This is a genomic window from Acidovorax sp. GW823-FHT02H02, from assembly GCF_058797075.1.
The window spans coordinates 223792-247385 of sequence record NZ_JBXAJH010000003.1; the positions used below are offsets into that span (position 1 = coordinate 223792).

A 23594-nucleotide genomic window follows, 5' to 3' on the forward strand; every position below is an offset into this window, starting at 1 on the left:
AGGGGCCTTCTCCATGTTGAAGAAAAAATCGACTCTGGCGCTCGCCCATAGTGCGCTGGCAACTATGGTTTTGGTTGTGTCTGGCGTCGCTCATGCGCAGGCCAGTGCCGCGGGCTACCCCACCAAGCCTGTAAAGCTGGTCGTGGGCTTTGCCGCGGGCGGCCCCACCGATGTGGTGGCGCGCGCCTTTGCCGACCATGCCAGCAAGGCCCTGGGCCAGCCCTTCATCATCGACAACAAGCCTGGCGCGGGCACCATCATTGCCGCGCAGGCCGTGGCCAGCGCCCCGGCCGATGGCTACACGCTGCTGTTTGGTGCCACCAACCACACCATGATTCCGGGGCTGTACCAGAATCGGGTCAAGTTCGATGCAGTGAAGTCCTTCCGCCCCCTGTGCACCGTGGCCAGCAGCCCCACAGTGCTGGTGGTGGCCCCCGGCCTGCCCGTGAAGACCCTGGCCGACTACCTGGCCAAGGCCCGCGCCGAGCCCGGCCGCGTGACCGCAGGCACGGCCGGGGTGGGCAGCTCGGGCCATTTCGCCACCGAGGTGTTTGCCCGCACCCAGGGCCTGCAGCTCAACCACGTGCCCTACAAGGGCGCAGCACCCGTGGTGACGGACCTGATGGGCGGCCAGCTCGACAGCTCTTTCGCTACCCTCGGCTCGGTGCTGCCGCAGATCAAGAGCGGCAAGCTGCGCGCGCTGGCTGTGGGCGCACCCCAGCGCTCGGCCGTGGCGCCCGACCTGCCTACGTTTGCCGAGGCCGGCGGTGGCAACTACGCCGCCGACGTGTGGTACGGCGTGCTGGCCCCTGCGGGCCTGCCCGAGCCCGTTGCCCATGCTTTGGAGCAGGCCGCCGCCGAATTTGCCAAGAGCGCTGCGGCCGCTGAAAAACTCAGCGGCCTGGGCATGACACCCGAATCGCAGTGCGGCGCCCCCTTTGCCACCCGTGTGGCGCGGGAGGTGGCCACCCACAGCCAGATTGCCAAGGCACTGGATCTGAAAGCAGATTGAGCGGCCCTGTCGCTGTTGTAGAACCCTGTATTGATTGGAGAACCCATGTTCCGCTTCCTCAAACCCCTGATCGCTGCCTGTGCCCTGGCTGCTGGCGTGGCCCATGCCGCTTTCCCCGAGCGGCCCATCACCATCGTCGTGCCTTACGCCCCCGGCGGCGCGGCCGATGCCGTGGCCCGCGTGGTCGCCACCCGCCTGGGCGCCAAGCTGGGCGGCAGCGTGATCGTGGACAACAAGGCCGGTGCCAGCGGCACCATTGGCGCCAGCTACGTGGCCAAGGCACCGGCCGACGGCTACACCATGCTGTACGACGCCACGCCGTACTCCATCAACCCGCACCTGTTCCCCAAGATGCCGTATGCCGCCAACGCGCTGCAGCCGCTGTCGCTGGTGCTGCTGGCGCCCAATGTGCTGATCGTCAAAAGCGATGCGCCCTACAAGAACGTGGGCGAGCTGATCGCCAAGGCCAAGGCCCAGCCGGGCAAGATCAACTTTGCCTCGGGCGGCAGCGGCACGGTGCAGCGCCTGGCAGCGGAACTGATGGCCCAGAAGCTGGGCCTGGACATGGTGCATGTGCCCTACAAGAGCGGCGGACCCGCCATCACCGATGTGATCGCCGGCCAGGTGGACTTCATGTTCGGCACCGTGGCCGCCACCTACCCGCATGTGTCGGGCGGCAAGCTGCGCGCATTGGCCGTGTCGGCGCCCGAGCGCTCCAAGCGCCTGCCCGATGTGCCCACGGTGGCCGAGGCCGCCATCCCCGGTTACGAGGCTTATGAGTGGAACGGCGTGTTCCTGCCCGCAGGCGTGCCTGCCCCCATCGCCACCAAGCTGCAGCAAGCCCTGCAAGACGTGCTGAAGGAAGACGAAGTGAAGCAGCGCTTGGCCGACCTCGGCGCACAGCCCGTAGGCTCCACGCCCGCAGACTTTGCCGCCTTCCTGAAGAAGGAAGACGCGAAGTGGGGCGATGTGGTGAAGAAGGGCAATATCAAATTGGATTGACCGATGCCTTTGCCCGCATTGACCACGCCCGTCCCGCACTCTGTGGGGGTGAACCGCCCGCAGCGCCAGTTGCCACCCGGCGCGTGCGACAGCCACATGCACATCTTTGACCCGCGCTTTGCGCCGTCAGCCCACTGGCCGCGCACACCGCCGGTGGCGCCCGTGGCGGCATACCGGCAGCTGCAGGCACGCCTGGGCGCCACGCGCACGGTGGTGGTCACGCCATCGACCTATGGCACCGACAATGCCTGCACGCTCGATGCGCTGGACCAACTGGGCGATGCTGCGCGCGGCGTGGCCGTGGTGGGCGAGGACGTGAGCGCCGACGAGCTGGCCCGCCTGGCCGCACGCCGTGTGCGCGGGCTGCGGGTCAACTTTGTCTCGCCCCAATCGTGGGGCACCACCACACCTGAAATGCTGGCTACGCTGGCCCGCAAGCTGGCCGAGCACCCGGCCTGCGGGGGCTGGCACATCCAGATCTTTGCGCACCCCGAGCAACTCATCGCGCTCGCGCCCCAGTTGCAAACCCTGCCCGTGCCCCTGGTCATCGACCACCTGGGCCGCATCGACCCGGCTGAAGGCCCGGCTGCGCAGGCCTATGGCGTGGTGCGCGGCCTGCTCGATGGCGGCAACACCTGGGTCAAGCTCTCGGGCGCCTACATGCGCTCGACCGTGCATGGCCCGAGCTATGCCGACACGCTGCCGCTGGGCCAGGCCTTGGTGCAAGCTGCGCCCGACCGCCTGGTGTGGGGCAGCGACTGGCCGCACACCACCGAGACGCCCGGCACCGTGAACGACGCCGATCTGGTGGACCTGCTGCAGGTCTGGGCCGGCAGCGACGCGGCCATGGATGGCATCCTGGTCGACAACCCGGCGCGGCTGTATGGTTTCGATGCCCTTCCTTGAACACGAAAGACCCCACCATGTTTCTGCTGCAAGCCCCCCAGGTTCGTGAACTCGATGTGTTCACCACCATGCCCGAGCACTTTCGTCGCCGCGAGCGCAGCGACTGGGCCGACGCCAACCGGGGCGGCGCCATCACCGATTCCTTCCTCGAAGGCCCGGTGTTCGATGACGCTGGCCACCTGTATGTGAGCGACATCCCCTGGGGCCGCGTCTTCCGCATCAGTCCACAGGGCGAATGGGCGCTGGTGGCCGAGTACGACGGCGAGCCCAACGGCATGAAGTTCCTGAAGCCCGGCACGCTGCTCATCACCGACTACAAGAACGGCCTGATGCAGCTCGACGTGGCCACGGGCCAGGTCACGCCCTACCTGCTGCGCCGCAACAGCGAGCGCTTCAAGGGCGTGAACGACCTGATCTTCGACGCCGAAGGCAACCTCTACTTCACCGACCAGGGCCAGAGCGGCTTGCACGATCCGAGCGGCCGCCTGTACCGCCTGCGCCCCAGCGGCCAGCTGGATCTGCTGCTGGCCAATGTGCCCAGCCCCAACGGCGTGGCCCTGTCGCCGGACGGCCGCGTGCTCTACCTGGCCGTGACGCGCGGCAACTGCGTGTGGCGCGTGCCGCTGCTGCCCGACGGCAGCGTGGCCAAGGTGGGCCAGTTCTTCACCTCCTACGGCCCCAGTGGCCCCGATGGGTTGGCGGTGGATGGGGCAGGGCGCCTGCTGGTGGCCAACCCGGGCCTGGGCTATGTGTGGGTGTTGAACCACCGGGCCGAGCCGGAATGCGTGTTGCGCGGACCCGCCGGGGCCTCCACCACCAATCTGGCTTTCGGCGGAGAAGGGCGCAGGGTGGTGTACGTCACCGACTCGACCCACGGCCATATCCTGCAAGCGGACCTGGGCACACCGGGCCTGCAAACGGATAAAGCCGCAGGCGGCTATCGAAAATAGTGCAATCACGGGCGTACTGCCGCGCTCTTTCTGGCTATCTTCTTAGGGAGTGGGTTAATAAAAACTATCGGTAAATTTGTATTAATTGACTTTTTGATTCGGAGGTCGCTGCCTATCATTTGGCTTGCAACTCGCCATAACGGCCTCACACGCAAGACAAGGAGCGCTCCATGACCGAAGAATCCAAATGCCCATTCCATGCCGCCGGCGCAATCAGCAGCCGGACCAGCCGTGACTGGTGGCCGAACCAGTTGCGCGTGGATTTGCTGAACCAGCACTCCGAGCGCTCCAACCCACTGGGCGGGAAGTTCAACTACGCCGAAGAATTCAAGAAACTCGACTACTCCGCGCTCAAGGCCGACCTCAAGGCGCTCCTCACCGATTCGCAGGACTGGTGGCCCGCCGACTGGGGCACCTACGCTGGCCTGTTCATCCGCATGGCCTGGCACAGCGCGGGCACCTACCGCACGGTGGATGGCCGTGGCGGTGCCGGGCGTGGCCAGCAGCGCTTTGCGCCGCTCAACAGCTGGCCGGACAACGTGAGCCTGGACAAGGCGCGCCGCCTGCTGTGGCCCATCAAGCAAAAATACGGACAGAAGATCTCCTGGGCCGACCTGATCATTCTGGCCGGCAATGTGGCGCTGGAAAACTCCGGTTTCCGCACCTTTGGCTTTGGTGCCGGCCGCGAAGACGTGTGGGAGCCCGACATGGACGTGAACTGGGGCGACGAGAAGGCCTGGCTCACCCACCGCAGCCCCGAGACCTTGGCCAAGAACCCCCTGGCCGCCACCGAGATGGGGCTGATCTATGTGAACCCCGAAGGCCCCAACGCCAGCGGCGACCCCGCATCGGCCGCCGCAGCCATCCGCGCCACCTTTGGCAACATGGCCATGGACGATGAGGAAATCGTGGCGCTGATCGCCGGTGGCCACACGCTGGGCAAGACCCATGGCGCCAGTTCCGCCAGCCATGTGGGCGCCGATCCCGAGGCCGCAGCCATCGAGCAGATGGGGCTGGGCTGGACCAGCAGCTATGGCAGCGGCAGTGGAAGCGATGCCATCACGTCCGGCCTGGAAGTGGTGTGGACGCAGACACCCACGCAGTGGAGCAACCACTTTTTCGAGAACCTGTTCAAGTACGAATGGGTGCAGACGCGCAGCCCGGCCGGGGCCATCCAGTTCGAGGCCAAGGATGCGCCCGAAATCATTCCCGACCCCTTCGATCCCGCCAAGAAGCGCAAGCCCACGATGCTGGTCACCGACCTGACGCTGCGCTTCGACCCCGGGTTCGAGAAGATCTCGCGCCGTTTCCTGAACGACCCGCAGGCCTTCAACGAAGCCTTTGCCCGCGCCTGGTTCAAGCTCACTCACCGCGACATGGGGCCCAAGGCGCGCTACCTGGGCCCTGAAGTACCGAAGGAAGAATTGGTCTGGCAAGACCCGCTGCCCGCGCCGCTGCACAAGCCCACGGCCGCAGACATTGCCGAGCTGAAGGCGCAGATCGCGGCCTCGGGCCTGTCGGTCAGCGAGCTGGTGTCCGTGGCCTGGGCTTCGGCCTCGACGTTCCGCGGCGGCGACAAGCGCGGCGGGGCCAACGGTGCGCGCCTGGCGCTGGCCCCGCAAAAGGACTGGGCGGTGAACGCCGTCGCCGCGAGCGTGCTGCCCCGGCTGCAAGCCATTGCGCAGGCATCGGGCAAGGCCTCGCTGGCCGACGTGATCGTGCTGGCCGGCGTGGTGGGCGTGGAGCAGGCTGTGCGGGCTGCGGGTGTGGCGGTCGAGGTGCCGTTTGCCCCGGGCCGGGTGGATGCCCGCCAGGACCAGACCGATGTCGAGTCTTTCGCCCTGATGGAGCCGGTGGCTGACGGTTTCCGCAACTACCGCCGCGTTGCCAGCAGCACCGCCACGGAAGAACTGCTGCTCGACAAGGCCCAGCAGCTCACGCTCACGGCGCCCGAGCTGACGGCGCTCATGGGTGGCCTGCGCGTGCTGGGCGCCAACCACGATGGCAGCCAGCATGGCGTGTTCACCGACAAGGTGGGGGTGCTCAGCAATGATTTCTTCGTCAACTTGCTGGACATGGGCACCGTCTGGAAAGCGTCGGACAGCAGCGCAGAGGTGTTCGAGGGCCGGGACCGCAGGAGCGGCGCGGTGAAATACACCGCCACCCGCAACGACCTCGTGTTTGGCTCCAACTCGGTGCTGCGTGCCCTGGCCGAGGTGTATGCCAGTGCAGACGCGCACGACAAGTTCGTTCGGGACTTCGTTGCAGCCTGGACCAAGGTGATGAACCTGGACCGGTTTGATCTGGCGCTGATCCAAGCCTGACAAGGTCTGAGCGAATGGTCCACGCCCCCTGCGAGTCCTGATGGATGCCGCAGGGGGTGTTTCTTTTTGCGCACGATGGAGGCGGATACCATGGCGGCCCCAATCGAACAGGAGAGCCCGCATGACGCAGCAACCCCCCTCCACCAAAGACTTCGACCAAGGCCTGGCCACGCGCAAGCAGGTCATGGGCGAGGACTTCGTGGCCAAGGCCTTTGGCAATGCCACGGCATTCACCCAGCCCATCCAAGAGTTTATCACCCGCAATGCCTGGGGCGATGTGTGGCAGCGCCCGGGGTTGGACATGAAAACGCGCAGCCTGATCACGGTGGCATTTCTCACGGCACTGGGCCGGCAGCACGAGCTCAAGGGCCATGTGCGCGGTGCGCTCAACAATGGCGCCACGGAGCAGGAGCTTCAGGAAGTGCTGCTGCATGCCAGCATCTACTGTGGCCTGCCGGCCGCGGTGGAGGCTTTTCGCACAGCGTCCGAGGTGGTGGACGGTCATGGAAAGGGCTGACGGTGCGCTCTTGCGCTTGGACTGCTTCCTGTCGCCCGTAGAACTGGCTTGGCCAGGCCAGTGGTAGTGTCCCCCTCAGGGGGAAGGCGCGAAGCGACTCAGGGGGAGCCTATGCTCCCGCCACCAGCTTGTGCACCAGATCGGCCGCGGTGGAGGCGTTGTACTTGCGCATCAGGCGGGCACGGTAGATTTCCACGGTGCGGTGGCTGATCTCCAGGGTCTTGCCGATTTCCTTGGAGGTCAGGCCTTCCAGCAGCTTGGCGGCCACTTCGCGTTCGCGCCCCGTGAGTTCGGCCTTGACGGTGCGCTGCGAACTGAGGTCTTCGAAGCTCCAGATGCCCGATTCGTGGGGGGCTTCGCGGTTGAGGGCGCGGCCCGACACATGGCACCAGAACACTTCGCCGTTGGCCCGCTTCATGATGCGGCTGTCGGCATAGTGGCCCTTGGCGTTCAAAATGGGTTCCATGTGCGCCCCCAGGCGTTCGTACTCGTCGGTGCTGGGGTAGAGCACCTCGAACGATTGCCCGATCAGCACTTCGCGCGAGGCGCCGAACATTTCACAGACCAGCCGGTTGCAGTCCATCATGGTGCGGTTGCGCGAGAGCACCAGACCCACGGGGGCAAATTCGAAAGCCAGTCTGTAATCAACGTCCATAGTGCAAATCTTTACGGGGTACTACTTATCTGTGTACGTAGTATCGTAGCGCATCAAAACTATCAAGGAGATCGTGGTGAAAAAGTTATTTCCTTCCGCAGCCAAGGCCCTTGAAGGCGTGGTGGCCGATGGCCAGCTGTTGGCCGTGGGCGGCTTCGGCCTGTGCGGCATTCCCGAGGCGCTGATCGACGCGCTGCGCGATTCGGGGGTGAAGAACCTCACCGTGATCTCCAACAACGCGGGCGTGGACGGCTTTGGCCTGGGTAAGCTGCTCGAAACGCACCAGATCAAGAAGATGATCTCGTCCTATGTGGGCGAGAACAAGGAATTCGAGCGCCAGTTCCTGGCGGGCGAACTGGAGCTGGAATTCACGCCCCAGGGTACGCTGGCCGAGAAGCTGCGCGCGGGTGGCGCGGGCATCCCGGCCTTCTTCACCAAGACCGGCGTGGGCACCATCGTGGCCGAGGGCAAGGAGCTGCGCGAGTTCGATGGCGAAACCTATGTGATGGAGCGCTCGCTGGTGCCCGAAGTGTCGCTGGTCAAGGCCTGGCGCGCCGACCAGTCGGGCAACCTGCAGTTTCGCCTGACGGCACGCAACTTCAACCCGGCCGCCGCCATGGCCGGCAAGACCTGCATCGTGGAGGTGGAAGAGGTGGTGGAGACGGGCGCGATCGACCCCGACCAGATTCACCTGCCCGGCATCTATGTGCACCGCATCGTGCTCAACGCCCACCCTGAAAAGCGCATCGAGAAGCGCACGATCACCGAGACAACAGGAGCCTGAACCATGCCTTGGACCCAAGACCAGATGGCCGCCCGTGCGGCCCAAGAACTCGAAGACGGCTTCTATGTGAACCTGGGCATCGGCATTCCCACGCTGGTGGCCAACTTCACCGGTGACAAGGAGGTGTGGCTGCAGTCCGAGAACGGCATGCTGGGCATCGGGGCCTTCCCCACCGAGGACAAGGTGGATGCCGACCTCATCAACGCTGGCAAGCAGACCGTGACCACCATCCCCGGCTCGTCCATCTTCAGTTCGGACCAGTCCTTCGCGATGATCCGCGGCGGCAAGATCAACCTGTCCATCCTGGGCGCCATGCAGGTCAGCGAGCAGGGTGACCTGGCCAACTGGATGATCCCCGGCAAGATGGTCAAGGGCATGGGCGGCGCCATGGACCTGGTGGCCGGCGTCAAGCGTGTGATCGTGCTCATGGAGCATGTGGCGCGCAAGAAAGACGGCACCGAAGACCTGAAAATCCTGCCCCGGTGCACGCTGCCCCTCACGGGCGTGGGCGTGGTCGACCGCATCATCACCGACCTGGCCGTGATGGACGTGACGCCGCTGGGCCTCAAGGTGGTGGAGCTGGCGCCGGGCGTCACGTTCGATGCCCTCCAGGCCAAGACGGGTGTCACGCTGCTGCCCTGAAGGCACTGCTTGACCTGCCATAGCACGGGCCCGCGCAAGCGGGCCTTTTGCTGGCGGACGCCTTTGCGCAGTGGAAACAGTCCAGGCAAGCTTGCCGGCCTCCGCCAGGCAGGAGGCCGGCCGCGCGCTCGCCTTTGCCGACACCCGGCTGCAGGCATGGCAAAAGGCGTTGATCGAGGCCGGCTGGCTCCCACCCTGGGCACCAGGGCGATCTGCTCGAACAGTGGCAAGGCGAGGCCGTGGGCCTGGCCGAAGTGGCTCTGGTGGGCGTGAAGCACTGTGGCCGACTGGTGCGATGGGGTGATGCGCATGTTGTAGCGGCCCCAAAGCGTCTCTTTTCTTCTGGCTGGGTGGTTGGTGGTGGAAGACAGGAATACTGTGTATATTCACAGTATTCCTGTCTTCTGAACCCTTGCCACCACCATGATTGCGCCACGCTCCACTTTGCGGGTTGCGCTCGATTTGCCGTCCGCCATGCCTGGTGTCTGGCATGCAGACGCATTGGGCGCGGGCCCGCAGTCCGCGCAGCCCACCGGATACGCGCTGCTGGATGCGCAACTGCCGGGCGGTGGCTGGCCCGTGGGGGCGATGAGCGAGGTATTGCAACCCATGGTGGGCCTGCACGAATGGCAACTGGTGCTGCCTGCACTGGCGCAGGCAGTGGCTCGGCGCGTGGGGGCCGTGGTGGTGGTGGCGCCACCGTGCGAGCCCTTTGGCCCGGCGCTCAGGGCGCAGGGGTTGCCGGCACAGCGCTTGTGCGTCGTGCGGCCCGACAACGCCAAGGCGGCGCTCTGGGCGGCCGAGCAGGCGCTGCGCTGCCGCGATGTGCTGGCCGTCATGGCCTGGCTGCCGCAGGCACTCCCTGCGGCCTTGCGCCGCTTGCAGCTGGCGGCGGCGCAACAACAGCAGTTGCTGTGGGTGTTTCGCCCGGTCCGTGCCGCACCGCAGGCGTCGCCGGCCTTGCTGCGGCTGCAGGTGCAGGGGCTGGCCCTGCCAGGGGATGCCGTCCTATCGCCTGGCATGCAGGTGCAGATCCTCAAGCGCCGAGGGCCGCCTCTGGTGCAGGGGCTGGATCTGCCGGGCTGCCACCCCCGTCTGGCCCAGGTGCTGGCGGCGCAGGCCGCGCGGCGGCGCGCAGCGCAGGGGGTGACCGGTGCAACAGCGGTGCGTCACAGTGCGGTGCCAGCGCTGACTATGCGTCCGGTGCTGGCGCCTGGGCGGGGCGCGCCAGAGAGGAGGGGCCATGCACTGGATCGCACTGCCGTTGCCATGGTGCGATGAGCCTGCGGCACCTCCGGGCGCCGCTGTGCAAGCCGCGGCGGCGGGCTGGTGGGCTTTGCGCTTTACGCCGCGCGTGGCCCTGGTGGATGGCGACGCCGTGCTGTTGGAGGTGTCCACCACCGAGCGGCTCTGGGGCGGGCGCGATGCCTTGCGGGCGCAGGTGCTGCAGGCCTGGGCCGATGCATCTGGCGGACCGCCTGCACACACGGCCACCCGGGAAGTGCGGGTGCAACCACCAGGCACACAGACGGCGTGGGGCTGCGGGCCGACAGCCCTGGTGGCGCAGGCCTGGTTGCGTATGGCGCAGGCGGGGCGTGTGCCACCAGGGCAGGGCGTGGAGCCGGGTGTGGACGGCTTGCCCTTGCACACGCTGACCGCACTGCGCCCGCATGTGGCCAGCCTGGAGCGCATGGGTTGTCGCACCTGGGGGGCGTTGCGGGCGCTGCCGCGTGCCGGGGTGGCCAGGCGTTTTGGTGGCCAGGTGTTGCGGGTGCTGGACCAGGCCTTGGGCGACGCTCCCGAAGCCCACGCCTGGCTGGAGCTGCCCGAGCAGTTTGTGCTGACCGCCGAGCTGCCCGCACTGGCCGAATCGGCCGATGCGCTGCTCTGGAGTGCCAGCCGCTGCCTCGCGGCCCTGCAGGGCTGGCTGCAGGCGCGGCAGCAGGGCGCAGTGGCGCTGGAGCTGGCCTGGCGCCACGACCTGCGGCGCATCGACGGTGTGGCCATTGCCCCCACGCAGGCCCTGCCGGTGCGCACCGCCCAGGCCACGCAGGACATGGCGCACCTGCGGCGCCTGCTGTCGGAAAACCTGGCGCGCACGGCCCTGGCGGCACCGGTCAACCAGATCACGCTGCGCCTGCTGGAGTCGGCCCCATTGCCGCACCGCAGCGCGAGCCTGCTGCCGCCCGGCGATCTTGTGGGCGGTGGCCGTGACGACCCGGCTTCAGCGCCAGGCGAGGCCTTGCACCAGTTGCTGGAGCGCCTGTCGGCCCGCCTGGGGTCCAGCCAGGTGGTGGCCCCCGTGCTGCAGGCCGACCACCGGCCCGAGCACATGCAGCAATGGCGCCCGGCGACCGAGGTGCTGAACCATGACCGCGCCCACCCCGGCACCCCTGCCGCCGACACGCATGCCCCCGACGCCACCCTGTGGCCCACCTGGCTGCTGCGCCCACCCCGGCGGCTGGCGGTGCAGGGCAACCGTCCCTGTCACCACGGCTTGCTGCGCCTGCTGGCGGGGCCGCACCGGTTCGAGGCGGGCTGGTGGTCGGCCGCAGGCGAGGGCGCTGGCGACCCGGGCCATTCCTGTGCGGGGTTGGCGCTGCGCGATTATTTTGTGGCGCACAACGATGTGGCGGGGCTGGTGTGGGTGTTCCGCGAGCGGTGGGTGCCGCCCGCTGGCGGCGCGATGCAGGAGGGCGCGATGCAAAGCGCGTTCACGGCCGCGCAGCCGCACCGCTGGTTCCTGCACGGCATCTATGGGTAAGAGCCTGTTCACGATCTCCCAGGGGTCGCGCAGCGGTCTTTGCGGGATGGGATGCAAGGCGCGGTGTGCAGTGGATAGCCCGGCTATCCACAAGCGCCGCAACGCCGCAGACCGCCCGCAAAGACCACTGCCCGATGGGTTGGAGCGAAATCGGGCGATTGGACGCCCCGGCTGCTTGCATGGGCACCAGCCCATGCGGCGCATCCGAAGCATCCACTCATCCCGATTGCGCTCCAACGCGATCCCCTGCGAGATCGAGAACAGTCTCTAAGGCCATGGCGTCTGTCACAGTGCCGTCCCCTGCGCCCTTGCCGGGCTATGCCGAGCTGCATTGCCTGTCCAACTTCAGTTTCCAGCGCGGCGCCTCCCATCCGAAAGAGCTGGTGGCGCGTGCTGCCCAACTGGGCTACCGGGCCCTGGCGTTGACCGATGAATGCTCGGTGGCAGGCGTGGTGCGCGCCTGGGAGGCCGCCAGGGAATGGGGCTTGCACCTTATCGTGGGCAGCGAGTTTGCGTGGGGAAAGCTGCGCCTGGTGGCCCTGGCTCGGAATGGCGAGGGCTGGGGCAATCTGTGCGAGTTCATCACCGCAGCGCGGGCGGCGGCGCCCAAGGGGCAATACCAGGTCGGCCCCGGCAGCCCCTTCAATCTCCTGGAGGGCTGCGAGCTGCTGCTCGTTCCCCGCCGCGAGTGCTTTGATGCTTCTGATTTTGCAGCTGTTAGCGCTTGTATATCAATTGTTAGAGGGCAATTTGGTTCAAATTTCGGTGCCCACCTCTGGCTGGCGGCAGAGCTGCACCTGGCCCCCGACGACAGCCTCTGGCTGGCCACGCTGCAGCGCGTGGGCGCGGCGCTGGGCCTGCCGCTGGTGGCCGCGGGCGATGTGCACATGCACGCCCGCTCGCGCAAGCCGCTGCAGGACGTGATCACCGCCGTGCGGCGGGGCTGCAGCGTGGCCGAATGCGGCTTTGCGCTGCAGCCCAATGCCGAACGCCATTTGCGCCAGCGCGTGCGCCTGGCCGGCATCTACCCGCCCGAACTGCTGGCCGCCACGCTCACGGTGGCCGCGCGCTGCAGCTTCAGCCTGGATGAAATCAAATACCGTTACCCGCAAGAGACCGTGCCCGCCGGCATGACGCCTGCCCAGGCATTGGCGTGGCTGGCACAAGAGGGGGCCCAAGGCCGCTATCCCCAGGGGGTGCCCGACTGGATTGCCGCGCAGATCCACAAGGAGCTTGCGCTGATTGCGCACTGCCAGTACGAGATGTACTTCCTGACCGTGCACGACATCGTGCGCTTTGCGCGCAGCCGGGGCATCCTGTGCCAGGGGCGGGGCTCGGCCGCCAACTCGGTGGTCTGCTATGTGCTGGGCATCACGGCGGTCAACCCCGAGGATTCGCACCTGCTGTTCGAGCGCTTCATCAGCAAGGAGCGCAGCGAGCCGCCGGACATCGATGTGGACTTCGAGCACGACCGGCGCGAAGAGGTCATCCAGTACATCTACGCCAAATACGGCCGCGAGCGCGCCGCCATCACCGCCGTGGTCACCAGCTACCGCACGCGCAGCGCCCTGCGCGACGTGGGCAAGGCGCTGGGCGTGGCACCGGTGCTGGTCGATGCCTTTGCCAAAGACCACCACTGGTTTGACGAAGACATGGCCGCCGACCGCCTGCAGCAGCTGGCTGGCGACCGGGGCGTGCCGCTGTCGGCGCACCAGGCCGCGCTGTGGCTGGAGCTGGCCGCGCAGCTCAAGGGCTTTCCGCGCCACCTGGGCCAGCATGTGGGCGGCTTTGTGCTCACCCAGGGCAAGCTCACGCGGCTGGTGCCCGTGGAGCCCGCCAGCATGGAAGGGCGCAGCGTCATCCAGTGGGACAAGGACGACCTCGATGCCATGGGCCTGCTCAAGGTCGATGTGCTGGCGCTGGGCATGCTCAGCGCGTTGCGCCGCTGCCTGGATCTGCGTGCTGCGCTGCGCGGCGAACGCTGGGGCCTGGCCGACATCCCGCGCGAGGATGCCGCCACCTACGACATGATTTGCGCCGCCGACACCGTTGGCGTGTTCCAGATCGAGAGCCGCGCGCAGATGAGCATGCTGCCGCGCCTGCAGCCGCGCGTGTTCTACGACCTGGTGGTCGAAGTGGCCATCGTGCGGCCCGGGCCCATTCAGGGCGGCATGGTGCACCCCTACCTGCAGGCGCGTGAGCGCCGGCGCAGGGGCGAGGCGCTGCAGCTCGAAAAGCCCGAGCTCGAAGCCGCCCTGGCACGCACGCTGGGCGTGCCGATCTTTCAGGAGCAGATGATGCAGATCGCCATGATCGCGGCGGGCTTCACGCCGGGCATGGCCGATGACCTGCGCCGCTCCATGGCGGCCTGGAAGCGCAAGGGTGGCGTGCACCGGTTCGAGGAACCCCTGGTCAACGGCATGCTGGCCAGGGGCTACCGCCCCGCGTTTGCCCAGGCCATCTTCCAGCAGATGCTGGGCTTTGGCGAATACGGCTTTCCCGAAAGCCATGCCCACAGCTTTGCCCTGCTGGCCTATGCCAGCAGCTGGCTCAAGTGCCATGAGCCCGCGTGTTTTCTGGCGGCGCTGCTCAACGCGCTGCCCATGGGCTTTTACACCGCCTCGCAACTGGTGCAGGACGCGCGTCGCCACGGCGTGCGCGTGCTGCCCATCGACGTGGGCTGCAGCGACAGCGATTGCACGCTCGAAGGTCCTGCACAGCGCCTGCGGCCCGCCCCCGGCTTGCCCACGCCGCCGCTGCCGCAACCGGCCGTGCGCCTGGGCCTGCGCCTGGTCGGCGGCCTGCAGGCCAGCGCCATGCAGCGCCTGGTGCAGGCCCGTGCCGCTGCGCCGTTCACCAGCACCGAAGACCTGGCCCTGCGCGCCCAGCTGGGTCCACAAGACCTGCAGGCCCTGGCTGCCGCCGATGCGCTGGCCAGCCTGTCGGGCCACCGGCGCCAGCAGATGTGGGAGGCGGCCGCGCAGCACACCGCCCCCGCCCTGTGGCGCGAGGTACCGGTGCACGAAGCGCCGCTGGCCCTGCCCGCCGCGCCCGAGGGCGAAGAAATTGTGTTCGACTACGCTGCCACCGGCCTCACGCTGCGCCGCCACCCGCTGGCCCTGCTGCGTCCGCGCCTGGCACGCTGGCGTTTGCAGACCGCACTGCAACTGCACAACATGCCCCACGGTCGCAAGGTGCGCGCCTGCGGCATCGTCACCGTGCGCCAGCGCCCCGGCACGGCCAAGGGCACGATGTTTGTCACGCTGGAGGACGAAACCGGCCCGGTCAACGTGATCGTCTGGCCCGCGCTGGTCGAGACCTGGCGCCAGGCGCTGCTCGGCTCGCAACTGCTGGCGGTGGAGGGCCTGTGGCAATGCAGCGCCCATGGCCCCGGCGGCCAGGCCGTGGTACACCACCTGGTGGCCCAGCGCTGCAAAGACCTCACACCGCTGCTGGGCCGCATGGCGCAGGCGCTGCAGGGCAGCCGGGATTTTCATTGAGCCCGGCCGCCGGTGGTGTGCCGTTCCGTTGGCGGAAATGGCGTGGAAATGCTGTGAAGCGCTCACGCAGAAAGCGCTTGAAGCGATCCAAACAAGAGGGATCGGATCGCACAAATACTGCCGCACCACCGCAGCGCACTTTTCAGCGCGCCGCCGGCCTGCCCGCCCGGCCCGCCTTCACCGGCTGGGTGGCCTGCGCCAGCAAAGGCGCGCACTGCGCATCGTCGTCGGCGCCCGGCACGGTCACGGGCAGCAGCGCCAGGGCCGCAGGGGCCGCCACCACGGCGGCAAGCGCGGCGCCGGCGCGCAGCAGCAGGGGGCCGGGTTGCACGCCCACGTCGGGCTGGGCAAAGCTGCCGCGCACATAGAGCGGGGTGCGCAGCGAGAAGAACTTCCACTGCAGCGATTCGGGCTGGATGTGCAGGTTCAGGCGCTCCTGCGCCATGTCGATGGTGCCGCTGGCGTCCACGATGGCCTCGCTGGTGCTGAGCTTGCCGGTGCGCACGGTGGCCACGCCTTCGCGCACGGCCAGGTCGGCCACGGCGCAGCGCAGCTGCACCTCCTTGTCTTGGCCAAACAGTTTGCCCACCACAATGCTGCCCACGTTGAGCGCTGCGCGGTTCAGCAGTTCGCGGCTCAGGGTGCCGTCGCGCACATACAGGCGCGCCTCGCCGCTGCTGGTGCCCAGCCATTGCGCCACCGAGTTGCCCTGGCCGTTGAGCGCCAGGGCGCCATCGAGCTGGCCCAGGCTTTTTCTGGTGAGCTCGACCTCGGGAAAGAGCGCGGCCAGCCGCAGGTTCTGCACCCGCGTTTCCATGCGCGCGGTCAGCGGTTTGCTGCGGCTGTCCAGTACCACCCTGGATTTGATCTGGCCCCTGGCCACGCCGAAACGCAGGGGATCCAGGCGCAGCACCGCATCGCTGAGCAGGGCATGCACGCTGAGGTCTTCGAGCGGCAGGCTGTCAGGCCGGATCACGCGCTGGCCCGAGAATTTCAGGTCCAAGTCCATGGCGCTCCAGCGGTCGGTGGCAAACGCGGCATCGGGCAGCACCTTGCCGCTGCGGCCCGCCTTGGAGGAAGGCGTGGCGGCTGTGCCGAGCACCGGTCCCAGGTCCGCCAGGCGCAATTGCCGGGAGGTGACGCTGCCCGACAGCTTGCCGCGCGGGGTACCCGAGACAAAGCGCAGGTTGCCATGCAGATCGCTCTGGCCCAAGGTGCCGGTGAAGTCGCGGTAGTCCCATACCGCCTGGCCTGGTTGCAGGCTGCCCTGCAGCCGGCCCCGGGTCTGAAATGCGGGTGTGTTCGGCAGCACCAGGCCGGTCAGCGCATACAGGTCGGCCATGCTGGCGCCCTTGAGCATCACCTGCAGATCCATGCCCGACAGCGCACCGGGGTTGGCCAGAATGCCTTGCACGGCGGTCTCCACGCTGCCTGCCCTGGCGGTGAATTGCAGCGGGTAGTTCACCTCCTTGTCGCGCAGCGTGAGCACGGGGCCTGCCTTGCCCTGGCCCGCGATACGGGCCTTTCCCAGGGTGCCTTTCAGGTCGAAGCGCACGCCGTAGATCGGGGCGGTGGCTGCGCGGTTGGTGGCCGAGGCGGGCATTGCCGGGTCGCCGGCTTCGGGGGGCGGCGCGGCTTCGTCGATGGTGTCGATGTGCGCTTGCAGGTCCAGGCCCCTGCCGGCATCCGTGTAGGCCAGCTGACCCTGGCACACCACCAGCTGATCGATGTGGACCGTCCAGCGCGGCGTGAGGTCGTCGGGTGCGCGCTGGCGCTCCAGGGTCCAGTTGTTGCGGCCATCGCCGAGGCGGGCCAGGGCGATGTCGGGGCCGGTGAGTTCAAGGGTGTCGATGGCCACTTCGCGCGCCAGCAGGGGCCAAAGGCGCAGCGATGCCCGTGCCATCTCGGCGCTGGCCATCGGCCGGGGGGCGGCGGCCTTGCCGGGGCGGGCAAAACCGGGCGGGTCTTGCATGACCAGCTGCGTGCCTTGCAGCGTGATGCCTGGCACCCAGCGGCGCCAGCCCGTATCGAGTGGCTGCGGCCATTGCCAGGAGGCGGTGAGATCGCCTTCCACGGCAAAGTGCCGGCCCGTGGCGTCGCTGATCGTCTGGTTGAGCCAGGGTCTGGCATGGTTCCAGTTCAGCTGGCCGAGCACGATGGCGCCGATCAGCAGCAAGCCCACCAACGCACCGGCCATGCCCACTGCCGTGCGCAGCCTGCGCCGATGCGGTGGCGGGGGCGCTGACAAGGACTGTGCGGTGCGGGAATCCGTCGGGAGTTCTGTCATGGAATCGTCATGCTAGCCCGCAGCGCGCGGTTTTTGGCCGATCTTGTGCGCCAAAGGGCCCATTGGCGCAGTTGTCCTACAGCCTCCTAAAATCCGCACGCCATGCACAACCCCCACCACCCCCATGTTCTCCCCGTGCGCGACGGCGTGAGTCCCAGTTGCGTGGTGCTGCCCTCGCGCGGTCAGGGCAGCATGCTGGATTTTTTGGCCCAGCGCTTGCCGGTGGTGGCGCGCGATGCGTGGTGCCAGCGCATGCTGGCGGGCGAGGTGGTGGATGAGCGCGGGCAGGCGGTGGCGCCAGAACGGCCATTCGAAGGCGGCCTGCGCCTGTACTACTACCGCAGCCTGCCCGCGGAGTCGGTGCTGCCGTTCAGCGAGACGGTGCTGTACCAGGACGAGCACCTGGTGGTGGCCGACAAGCCGCACTTCATGCCCGTGACGCCCTCGGGCCGCTATCTGCACACCACGCTGCTGGTGCGGCTCAAGCGCCAGCTCGGGCTGCCACAGCTGTCACCGCTGCACCGCATCGACCGCGACACCGCCGGGCTGGTGCTGCTCTCGGTGCAGCAGCGCACACGCGGCGCCTACCAGGCGCTGTTTCGCGACCGCCAGATCACCAAGCACTACGACGCGATTGCCCCCTGGCGGGCGGACCTGGTCTTCCCGCGCGAGCACGCCAGCCGGCTGGAGGAAAGCCCTCAGTTCTTTCGCATGCAGGAAGCGCCCGGCGAGCCCAACAGCCACACCCACATGCAGCTGCTGGAGGTGGCGGGTAGCTGGGCGCGCTACCGCCTGTCGCCCATCACGGGCAAGCGCCATCAGCTGCGCGTGCACATGGCCGCCCTGGGCCTGCCGCTGCGCAACGACCCGTTCTACCCGGTCGTCAACGATCCGCCCGAGGGTGACTACTCGCGCCCGCTGCAGCTGTTGGCGCGCTCGCTGGAGTTTGTCGATCCGCTCACCGGAGAACCGCGGGCGTTCGAAAGCCAGCAGCGCCTGGTGCTGCCCGTGGCTTGAGCGACAGCGGCCTCATCGGCGGGAAATGGCGGGAAACGAGAAGGGGGGCAGTTTTCAGCGAAATGTGCTGGCAGCCCTTGCCGGGAGAGTGCTGGAAGCCATGAAAACTGGAGCGGGTGAAGGGAATCGAACCCTCGTATGAAGCTTGGGAAGCTGCCGTTCTACCATTGAACTACACCCGCGAAGCAGCGAATTATAGGCAGCTCCCCGGGGCTGATTTTCTTGCGCGGCCGCCGGGATGAGGAAACCGGCAGATCCCTGGCCCAGGGGAAGCTGCCGGTTTTGGAAATTTTTGGCATGCAGCGCTTACGCAATAAGCGCTGCAAGCTATAAAAAAACAGAGCTATCCAGGCAATTCGCCTATTTCTGGATATCGCCCATGCACAGGTACTTGATCTCCACATAGTCATCCATGCCATGGTGCGAACCCTCGCGGCCCAGGCCGGACTGCTTGACGCCGCCAAAGGGCACATGCTCGGTGGCCAGGATGCCCACGTTGATGCCGACCATGCCGTATTCGAGCGCCTCGCTCACGCGGAAGATGCGGCCCACGTCGCGGCTGTAAAAATAGCTGGCCAGCCCAAACTCGGTGGCGTTGGCCGCGGCTATGGCTTCCTGCTCGGTCTTGAACTTGAACACCGGGGCGAAGGGGCCGAAGGTTTCCTCACGCGCGCACAGCATGTCGGCCGAGGCATTGGCCACCACCGTGGGCTCGAAGAACTGGCCACTTCCCAGGTTTTTCAGGCGCTGGCCCCCGGCGACCACCTGGCCGCCCTTGGCAATGGCATCGTCCACATGGCGCTGCACCTTCACGAGGGCCGCCTCCTCGATCAGCGGACCCTGGTTCACGCCATCCTCGAAGCCATTGCCCACCTTGGCCGTCTTCACCCTGGCGGCGAACTTGGCCACGAACGCGTCGTACACGCCTTCCTGTACGTAAAAGCGGTTGCTGCACACGCAGGTCTGGCCGGCATTGCGGTACTTGCTGGCAAAGGCGCCTTCCACGGCGGAGTCGATATCGGCATCGTCAAACACGATGAAGGGCGCGTTGCCGCCCAGCTCCAGGCTCATCTTCTTGACCGTGGGGGCCGACTGCGCCATCAGGATGCGGCCCACCTCGGTGCTGCCGGTGAAGCTAATGTGGCGCACCACGTCGCTGGCGCACAGCACCTTGCCGATGGCAATGGAGTTGGCGGCATCGGCCGAGAGGATGTTGAGCACGCCCGCCGGAATGCCTGCGCGCACCGCCAGCTCGGCGGCGGCCAGGGCGGTCAGCGGGGTCAGTTCGGCCGGCTTGATGACCACCGGGCAGCCGGCGGCCAGGGCCGGTGCCACCTTGCGCGTGATCATGGCCAGGGGGAAGTTCCAGGGCGTGATGGCGGCGCACACGCCGATGGGCTGCTTCAGGACCAAGAGGCGCCGGTTGTTGTCGAACTGGGGCAGGGTCTCGCCGTTGACACGTTTGGCCTCTTCGGCAAACCACTCCACAAAGCTGGCGCCATAGGCCACTTCGCCCTTGGCTTCGGGGAACGGCTTGCCCTGCTCGGCGGTCATGATGCGGCCCAGGTCATCCTGGTGGTCCATGAGCAGGTCGTACCACTTGCGCAGGATGATGCTGCGCTCCTTGGCCGTCTTGGCACGCCAGGCAGGCCAGGCGGTGTTGGCGGCGGCAATGGCCGCTTCGGCATCCTGCGGGCCGAGGTTGGCCACGTCGGCAAGCTTGAGGCCCGTGGCCGGGTCGTGCACGGCAAAGCGGCTGGCGCCCGCCACCCACTGGCCGTTGATGAGCGCGTCGGTTTTGAGCAGGCTGGGGTCGTTGAGCTGGGCGAGGGGAGAGGCTTTGGTGTCCATGGCTGTCTCGTGTGGGTGGGTAAAGGACAGAGCGTAGCACCCGGCAAAAGCGGGCGCAGCGCAGGGTCAGGGCGCGGTGTGTTCAGGCAATCTTCAGGGGGCGTTTTCACAATGGCCTCCATGCCAATCCGGCATGCCAACAGGAGATCATCATGAAGACTCGTACCCTTTGCGCCGCAGCCGCTGCACTGCTGCTTGGCACATCCGCCTTTGCCGATTCGCCATCGTGCACCGCGACCCAGAAGGACACCCGGCTGACGCAGGCGCAAATGCTGCAAAAGCTGGTGGATGCCGGCTACTCGATCGAGCGTTTCGCCACCACCAAAGCCAACTGCTACAAGATGCATGGCTGGGACAAGGACGGCAACCGCGTCGAGATCGTCCACCATCCCGTGGACGGCCGCATCGTGAAACTCGAAATGACCTCCCGGCAGGGTTGACGCCGTGTTTCAGGGTGGGGGCTGGGCAGAAGGGGTGGGGATGGGCGTGCGTGAAACCCCCTAAAATCCCCTGTTCGCCTGCGGGCAGGCCTGCCGCAGCATCTCTGTTCGTGAAGAAAAAGCCCATGACTCCCACTTTCACCGTTGCCGACATCCGCAAGACCTTTCTGGACTTTTTTGCCTCCAAGGGCCACACCGTCGTGGCATCGAGCCCGCTGGTGCCTGGTAACGATCCCACGCTGATGTTCACCAACTCGGGCATGGTGCAGTTCAAGGACGTGTTTCTGGGCACCGACAAGCGCCCCTACAACCGGGCGGTGTCCGTGCAGGCCTGCCTGCGTGCGGGCGGCAAGCACAACGATCTGGAAAACGTGGGCTACACCGCGCGCCACCACACGTTTTTCGAGATGCTGGGCAACTGGTCGTTTGGCGACTATTTCAAGCGCGAGTCGCTCAAGTGGGCCTGGGAGCTGCTGACCGAGGTCTACAAGCTGCCCGCCGACCGCCTGCTGGCCACGGTGTACCAGGAGGACGACGAGGCCTATGACATCTGGACCAAGGAGATCGGCTTGCCGCCGGAGCGTGTGATCCGCATCGGCGACAACAAGGGCGGCCGCTACAAGAGCGACAACTTCTGGATGATGGCCGACACCGGCCCCTGCGGCCCGTGCAGCGAAATCTTCTACGACCACGGCGACCACATCCCCGGCGGCCCTCCGGGCAGTCCCGATGAAGATGGCGACCGCTTCATCGAGATCTGGAACAACGTGTTCATGCAGTTCAACATGGACGAGACCGGCGCCGTCACGCCGCTGCCCGCCCCCTGCGTGGACACCGGCATGGGCCTGGAGCGCCTGGCTGCCATCCTGCAGCACGTGCACAGCAACTACGAGATCGACTTGTTCGAGGCGCTCATCAAGGCCGCGGCGCGCGAAACCGGCGTGACCGACCTCAACAACAAGAGTCTGCGCGTGATCGCCGACCACATCCGCGCGACCGCCTTCCTGGTGAGCGACGGCGTGATCCCCAGCAACGAAGGCCGTGGCTACGTGCAGCGCCGCATCGTGCGCCGCGCCATCCGCCACGGCTACAAGCTGGGCCAGAAGACGCCGTTCTTCCACAAGCTGGTGGCCGATCTGGTGCGCGTGATGGGCGATGCCTACCCTAAGCTGCGTGCGCAGGAGCAGCGCATCACCGACGTGCTCAAGGCCGAGGAAGAGCGCTTTTTTGAAACGCTGGCCAATGGCATGGAAATCCTCGATGCAGCGCTGGACGGCGGTGCCAAGGTGCTGCCCGGCGACGTGGCCTTCAAGCTGCACGACACCTACGGTTTCCCGCTCGACCTGACCAACGACGTGTGCCGCGAGCGCGATGTGGAAGTGGACGAGACCGGCTTCAAGACGGCCATGGAAAAGCAGAAGGCCCAGGCCCGTGCCGCTGGCAAGTTCAAGATGGACAAGGCGCTGGAATACGCGGGTGCCGCCAACCAGTTCACGGGCTACGATCATCTGGCAGAGACTGCAAAAATCATAGCTATCTACGTCGATGGCACCAGCGCTGCTGTCCTGAAGGCCGGTCAAAACGGTGTGGTGGTGCTCGATACCACGCCGTTCTACGCCGAAAGTGGCGGCCAGGTGGGCGACGAAGGCGTCATCACCAGCGGCTCGGCCCGCTTTGCGGTGGGCGATACGCTCAAGATCAAGGCCGACGTGTTCGGCCACCACGGCACGCTCGAAGAGGGCACGCTGAACGTGGGCGACACGGTGCAGGCGCAGGTCAATACCGCCGTGCGCGCGGCCACCATGCGCAATCACTCGGTCACGCACATCATGCACAAGGCCCTGCGTGAAGTGCTGGGCAGCCATGTGCAGCAAAAGGGCAGCCTGGTCAATGCCGACCGCACCCGTTTCGACTTTGCCCACAACGCCGCGGTGACCGATGCCGAGATCCGCGAGATCGAGCGCCGCGTGAACGAGGAAATCCTGGCCAACCAGCCCACGCAGGCCCGTGTGATGGACATCGAGTCGGCCCAGAAGACCGGCGCCATGATGTTGTTTGGCGAGAAGTACGGCGAGACCGTGCGCGTGCTCGACATCGGCACCAGCCGCGAACTGTGCGGCGGAACCCATGTGCAGCGCACGGGCGACATCGGCCTGTTCAAGGTGGTGGGCGAGGGCGGCGTGGCCGCCGGCGTGCGCCGCATCGAGGCCGTGACGGGCGCGAATGCGCTGGCTTACCTGCAGAACCTGGAAGACACGGTGAACCAGGCCGCCAGCACCTTGAAGGCGCCCGTGGCCGAGCTCAATGGCCGCATCGGCCAGGCGCTCGACCATGCGCGTGCGCTCGAAAAAGAAGTGGCGGCACTGAAGGGCAAGCTCGCTTCCAGCCAGGGCGACGAGCTGGTGACGCAGGCTGTCGATATCAAGGGCCTCAAGGTGCTGGCCGCAGCCCTGCAGGGTGCCGACGCCAAGACCTTGCGCGACACCATGGACAAGCTCAAGGACAAGCTCAAGACCGCCGCCATCGTGCTGGCCGCGGTGGATGGCGACAAGGTGCAGATCGCCGCTGGCGTGACGGCCGACAGCGTGGGCAAGGTCAAGGCCGGCGAGCTGGTGAACTTTGTCGCCCAGCAGGTGGGTGGCAAGGGCGGTGGCAAGCCCGACATGGCCATGGCCGGTGGCACCGATGCGGCCAGGTTGCCCGCAGCGCTGGCCTCGGTGCAGGATTGGGTTGCCCAGAAACTGTGATCGTCAGCGGCTGGGGCCGTTGACCCACACCGCAGGGTGGCCTGTAACCAGGTGCGCCCACGATCGGGTGCAGGAATTCCTGCCGAGGCACCGTCCCAGAGCCCGATTCCTGCCGACACCATAGGCCGGGGCGCGGGTGCCGCGGCCCGTTCTCCTGGAGTCGGTGGCGTCAGAGCAGGGCCGGGGAGTTTTGCTG

17 protein-coding genes and 1 tRNA gene are annotated in these 23594 nt (G+C 67.0%); 14 read left to right on the top strand and 4 right to left on the bottom strand.

Going from position 1 to position 23594, the window contains the following annotated elements; all coding sequences use genetic code 11:
- Nucleotides 1–13 precede the first annotated feature (13 nt).
- The 6 genes from AC1RDS_RS04635 (at nucleotide 14) to AC1RDS_RS04660 (ending at nucleotide 6711) form a co-directional block, all read left to right on the top strand.
- A complete protein-coding gene (locus AC1RDS_RS04635; RefSeq protein WP_431603980.1) occupies nucleotides 14–1012 on the top strand; it encodes a Bug family tripartite tricarboxylate transporter substrate binding protein in 999 nt (332 codons plus the stop codon).
- 45 nt (nucleotides 1013–1057) lie between these two features.
- Nucleotides 1058–2014 carry a tripartite tricarboxylate transporter substrate binding protein gene (locus AC1RDS_RS04640; protein ID WP_287879839.1) on the top strand — a complete coding sequence of 319 codons (957 nt, stop codon included), beginning with the start codon at nucleotides 1058–1060 and terminating at the stop codon, nucleotides 2012–2014.
- A gap of 3 nt (nucleotides 2015–2017) precedes the next feature.
- On the top strand, nucleotides 2018–2920 hold the full coding sequence (locus tag AC1RDS_RS04645) for an amidohydrolase family protein (protein WP_348682714.1): 903 nt from the start codon (nucleotides 2018–2020) through the stop codon (nucleotides 2918–2920).
- 17 nt (nucleotides 2921–2937) lie between these two features.
- Nucleotides 2938–3870, top strand: coding sequence for an SMP-30/gluconolactonase/LRE family protein (locus AC1RDS_RS04650; RefSeq protein WP_348682713.1), 933 nt, complete (start codon nucleotides 2938–2940; stop codon nucleotides 3868–3870).
- Nucleotides 3871–4040: 170 nt separating this feature from the next.
- Nucleotides 4041–6194 carry a catalase/peroxidase HPI gene (katG, locus tag AC1RDS_RS04655; protein ID WP_348682712.1) on the top strand — a complete coding sequence of 718 codons (2154 nt, stop codon included), beginning with the start codon at nucleotides 4041–4043 and terminating at the stop codon, nucleotides 6192–6194.
- Nucleotides 6195–6315: 121 nt separating this feature from the next.
- Nucleotides 6316–6711, top strand: coding sequence for a carboxymuconolactone decarboxylase family protein (locus AC1RDS_RS04660; RefSeq protein WP_348682711.1), 396 nt, complete (start codon nucleotides 6316–6318; stop codon nucleotides 6709–6711).
- A gap of 109 nt (nucleotides 6712–6820) precedes the next feature.
- On the opposite strand, the gene AC1RDS_RS04665 is transcribed toward AC1RDS_RS04660, so the two are convergent.
- Nucleotides 6821–7366 (bottom strand): PAS and helix-turn-helix domain-containing protein, encoded by a 546-nt coding sequence (locus AC1RDS_RS04665; protein WP_026435129.1) that lies wholly within the window; start codon nucleotides 7364–7366, stop codon nucleotides 6821–6823.
- 76 nt (nucleotides 7367–7442) lie between these two features.
- Here AC1RDS_RS04665 and AC1RDS_RS04670 point away from each other — a divergent pair, with 76 nt between their 5' ends.
- From AC1RDS_RS04670 to AC1RDS_RS04690, 5 genes are all read left to right on the top strand, one after another.
- Nucleotides 7443–8150 (top strand): CoA transferase subunit A, encoded by a 708-nt coding sequence (locus AC1RDS_RS04670; RefSeq protein WP_348682710.1) that lies wholly within the window; start codon nucleotides 7443–7445, stop codon nucleotides 8148–8150.
- A gap of 3 nt (nucleotides 8151–8153) precedes the next feature.
- The gene (locus AC1RDS_RS04675) at nucleotides 8154–8792 is read left to right on the top strand and encodes a 3-oxoacid CoA-transferase subunit B (RefSeq protein WP_287879854.1); all 639 of its coding nucleotides are present in this window, start codon (nucleotides 8154–8156) and stop codon (nucleotides 8790–8792) included.
- A 423-nt stretch (nucleotides 8793–9215) separates the two neighbouring features.
- Complete coding sequence (imuA, locus tag AC1RDS_RS04680) at nucleotides 9216–10073, top strand: translesion DNA synthesis-associated protein ImuA (protein WP_099049583.1); 858 nt, start codon at nucleotides 9216–9218, stop codon at nucleotides 10071–10073.
- On the top strand, nucleotides 10036–11556 hold the full coding sequence (locus tag AC1RDS_RS04685) for a Y-family DNA polymerase (protein ID WP_092698187.1): 1521 nt from the start codon (nucleotides 10036–10038) through the stop codon (nucleotides 11554–11556). Before imuA ends, AC1RDS_RS04685 begins: the two co-directional genes overlap by 38 nt.
- Nucleotides 11557–11831: 275 nt before the next feature.
- Nucleotides 11832–15056 carry an error-prone DNA polymerase gene (locus tag AC1RDS_RS04690; protein WP_348682567.1) on the top strand — a complete coding sequence of 1075 codons (3225 nt, stop codon included), beginning with the start codon at nucleotides 11832–11834 and terminating at the stop codon, nucleotides 15054–15056.
- A 142-nt stretch (nucleotides 15057–15198) separates the two neighbouring features.
- Here AC1RDS_RS04690 and AC1RDS_RS04695 read toward each other — a convergent pair whose 3' ends face one another.
- Entirely contained in the window at nucleotides 15199–17343 is a 2145-nt protein-coding gene (locus AC1RDS_RS04695) for an AsmA family protein (RefSeq protein WP_348682569.1), read from the bottom strand.
- 102 nt (nucleotides 17344–17445) lie between these two features.
- Between AC1RDS_RS04695 and AC1RDS_RS04700 the strand changes: the two genes are divergently transcribed.
- Entirely contained in the window at nucleotides 17446–18360 is a 915-nt protein-coding gene (locus AC1RDS_RS04700) for a pseudouridine synthase (RefSeq protein ID WP_348682570.1), read from the top strand.
- Nucleotides 18361–18468: 108 nt separating this feature from the next.
- Here AC1RDS_RS04700 and AC1RDS_RS04705 read toward each other — a convergent pair.
- Together AC1RDS_RS04705 and AC1RDS_RS04710 are read right to left on the bottom strand one after the other, a co-directional pair.
- Nucleotides 18469–18542: transfer RNA gene (locus tag AC1RDS_RS04705), tRNA-Gly, on the bottom strand.
- A 178-nt stretch (nucleotides 18543–18720) separates the two neighbouring features.
- A complete protein-coding gene (locus tag AC1RDS_RS04710; protein ID WP_492226699.1) occupies nucleotides 18721–20211 on the bottom strand; it encodes an NAD-dependent succinate-semialdehyde dehydrogenase in 1491 nt (496 codons plus the stop codon).
- Nucleotides 20212–20363: 152 nt separating this feature from the next.
- Here AC1RDS_RS04710 and AC1RDS_RS04715 point away from each other — a divergent pair, with 152 nt between their 5' ends.
- Together AC1RDS_RS04715 and alaS are read left to right on the top strand one after the other, a co-directional pair.
- A complete protein-coding gene (locus AC1RDS_RS04715; protein ID WP_026435120.1) occupies nucleotides 20364–20651 on the top strand; it encodes a PepSY domain-containing protein in 288 nt (95 codons plus the stop codon).
- Nucleotides 20652–20776: 125 nt separating this feature from the next.
- Nucleotides 20777–23398 carry an alanine--tRNA ligase gene (gene alaS, locus AC1RDS_RS04720; RefSeq protein WP_092698178.1) on the top strand — a complete coding sequence of 874 codons (2622 nt, stop codon included), beginning with the start codon at nucleotides 20777–20779 and terminating at the stop codon, nucleotides 23396–23398.
- Nucleotides 23399–23594: the final 196 nt, after the last annotated feature.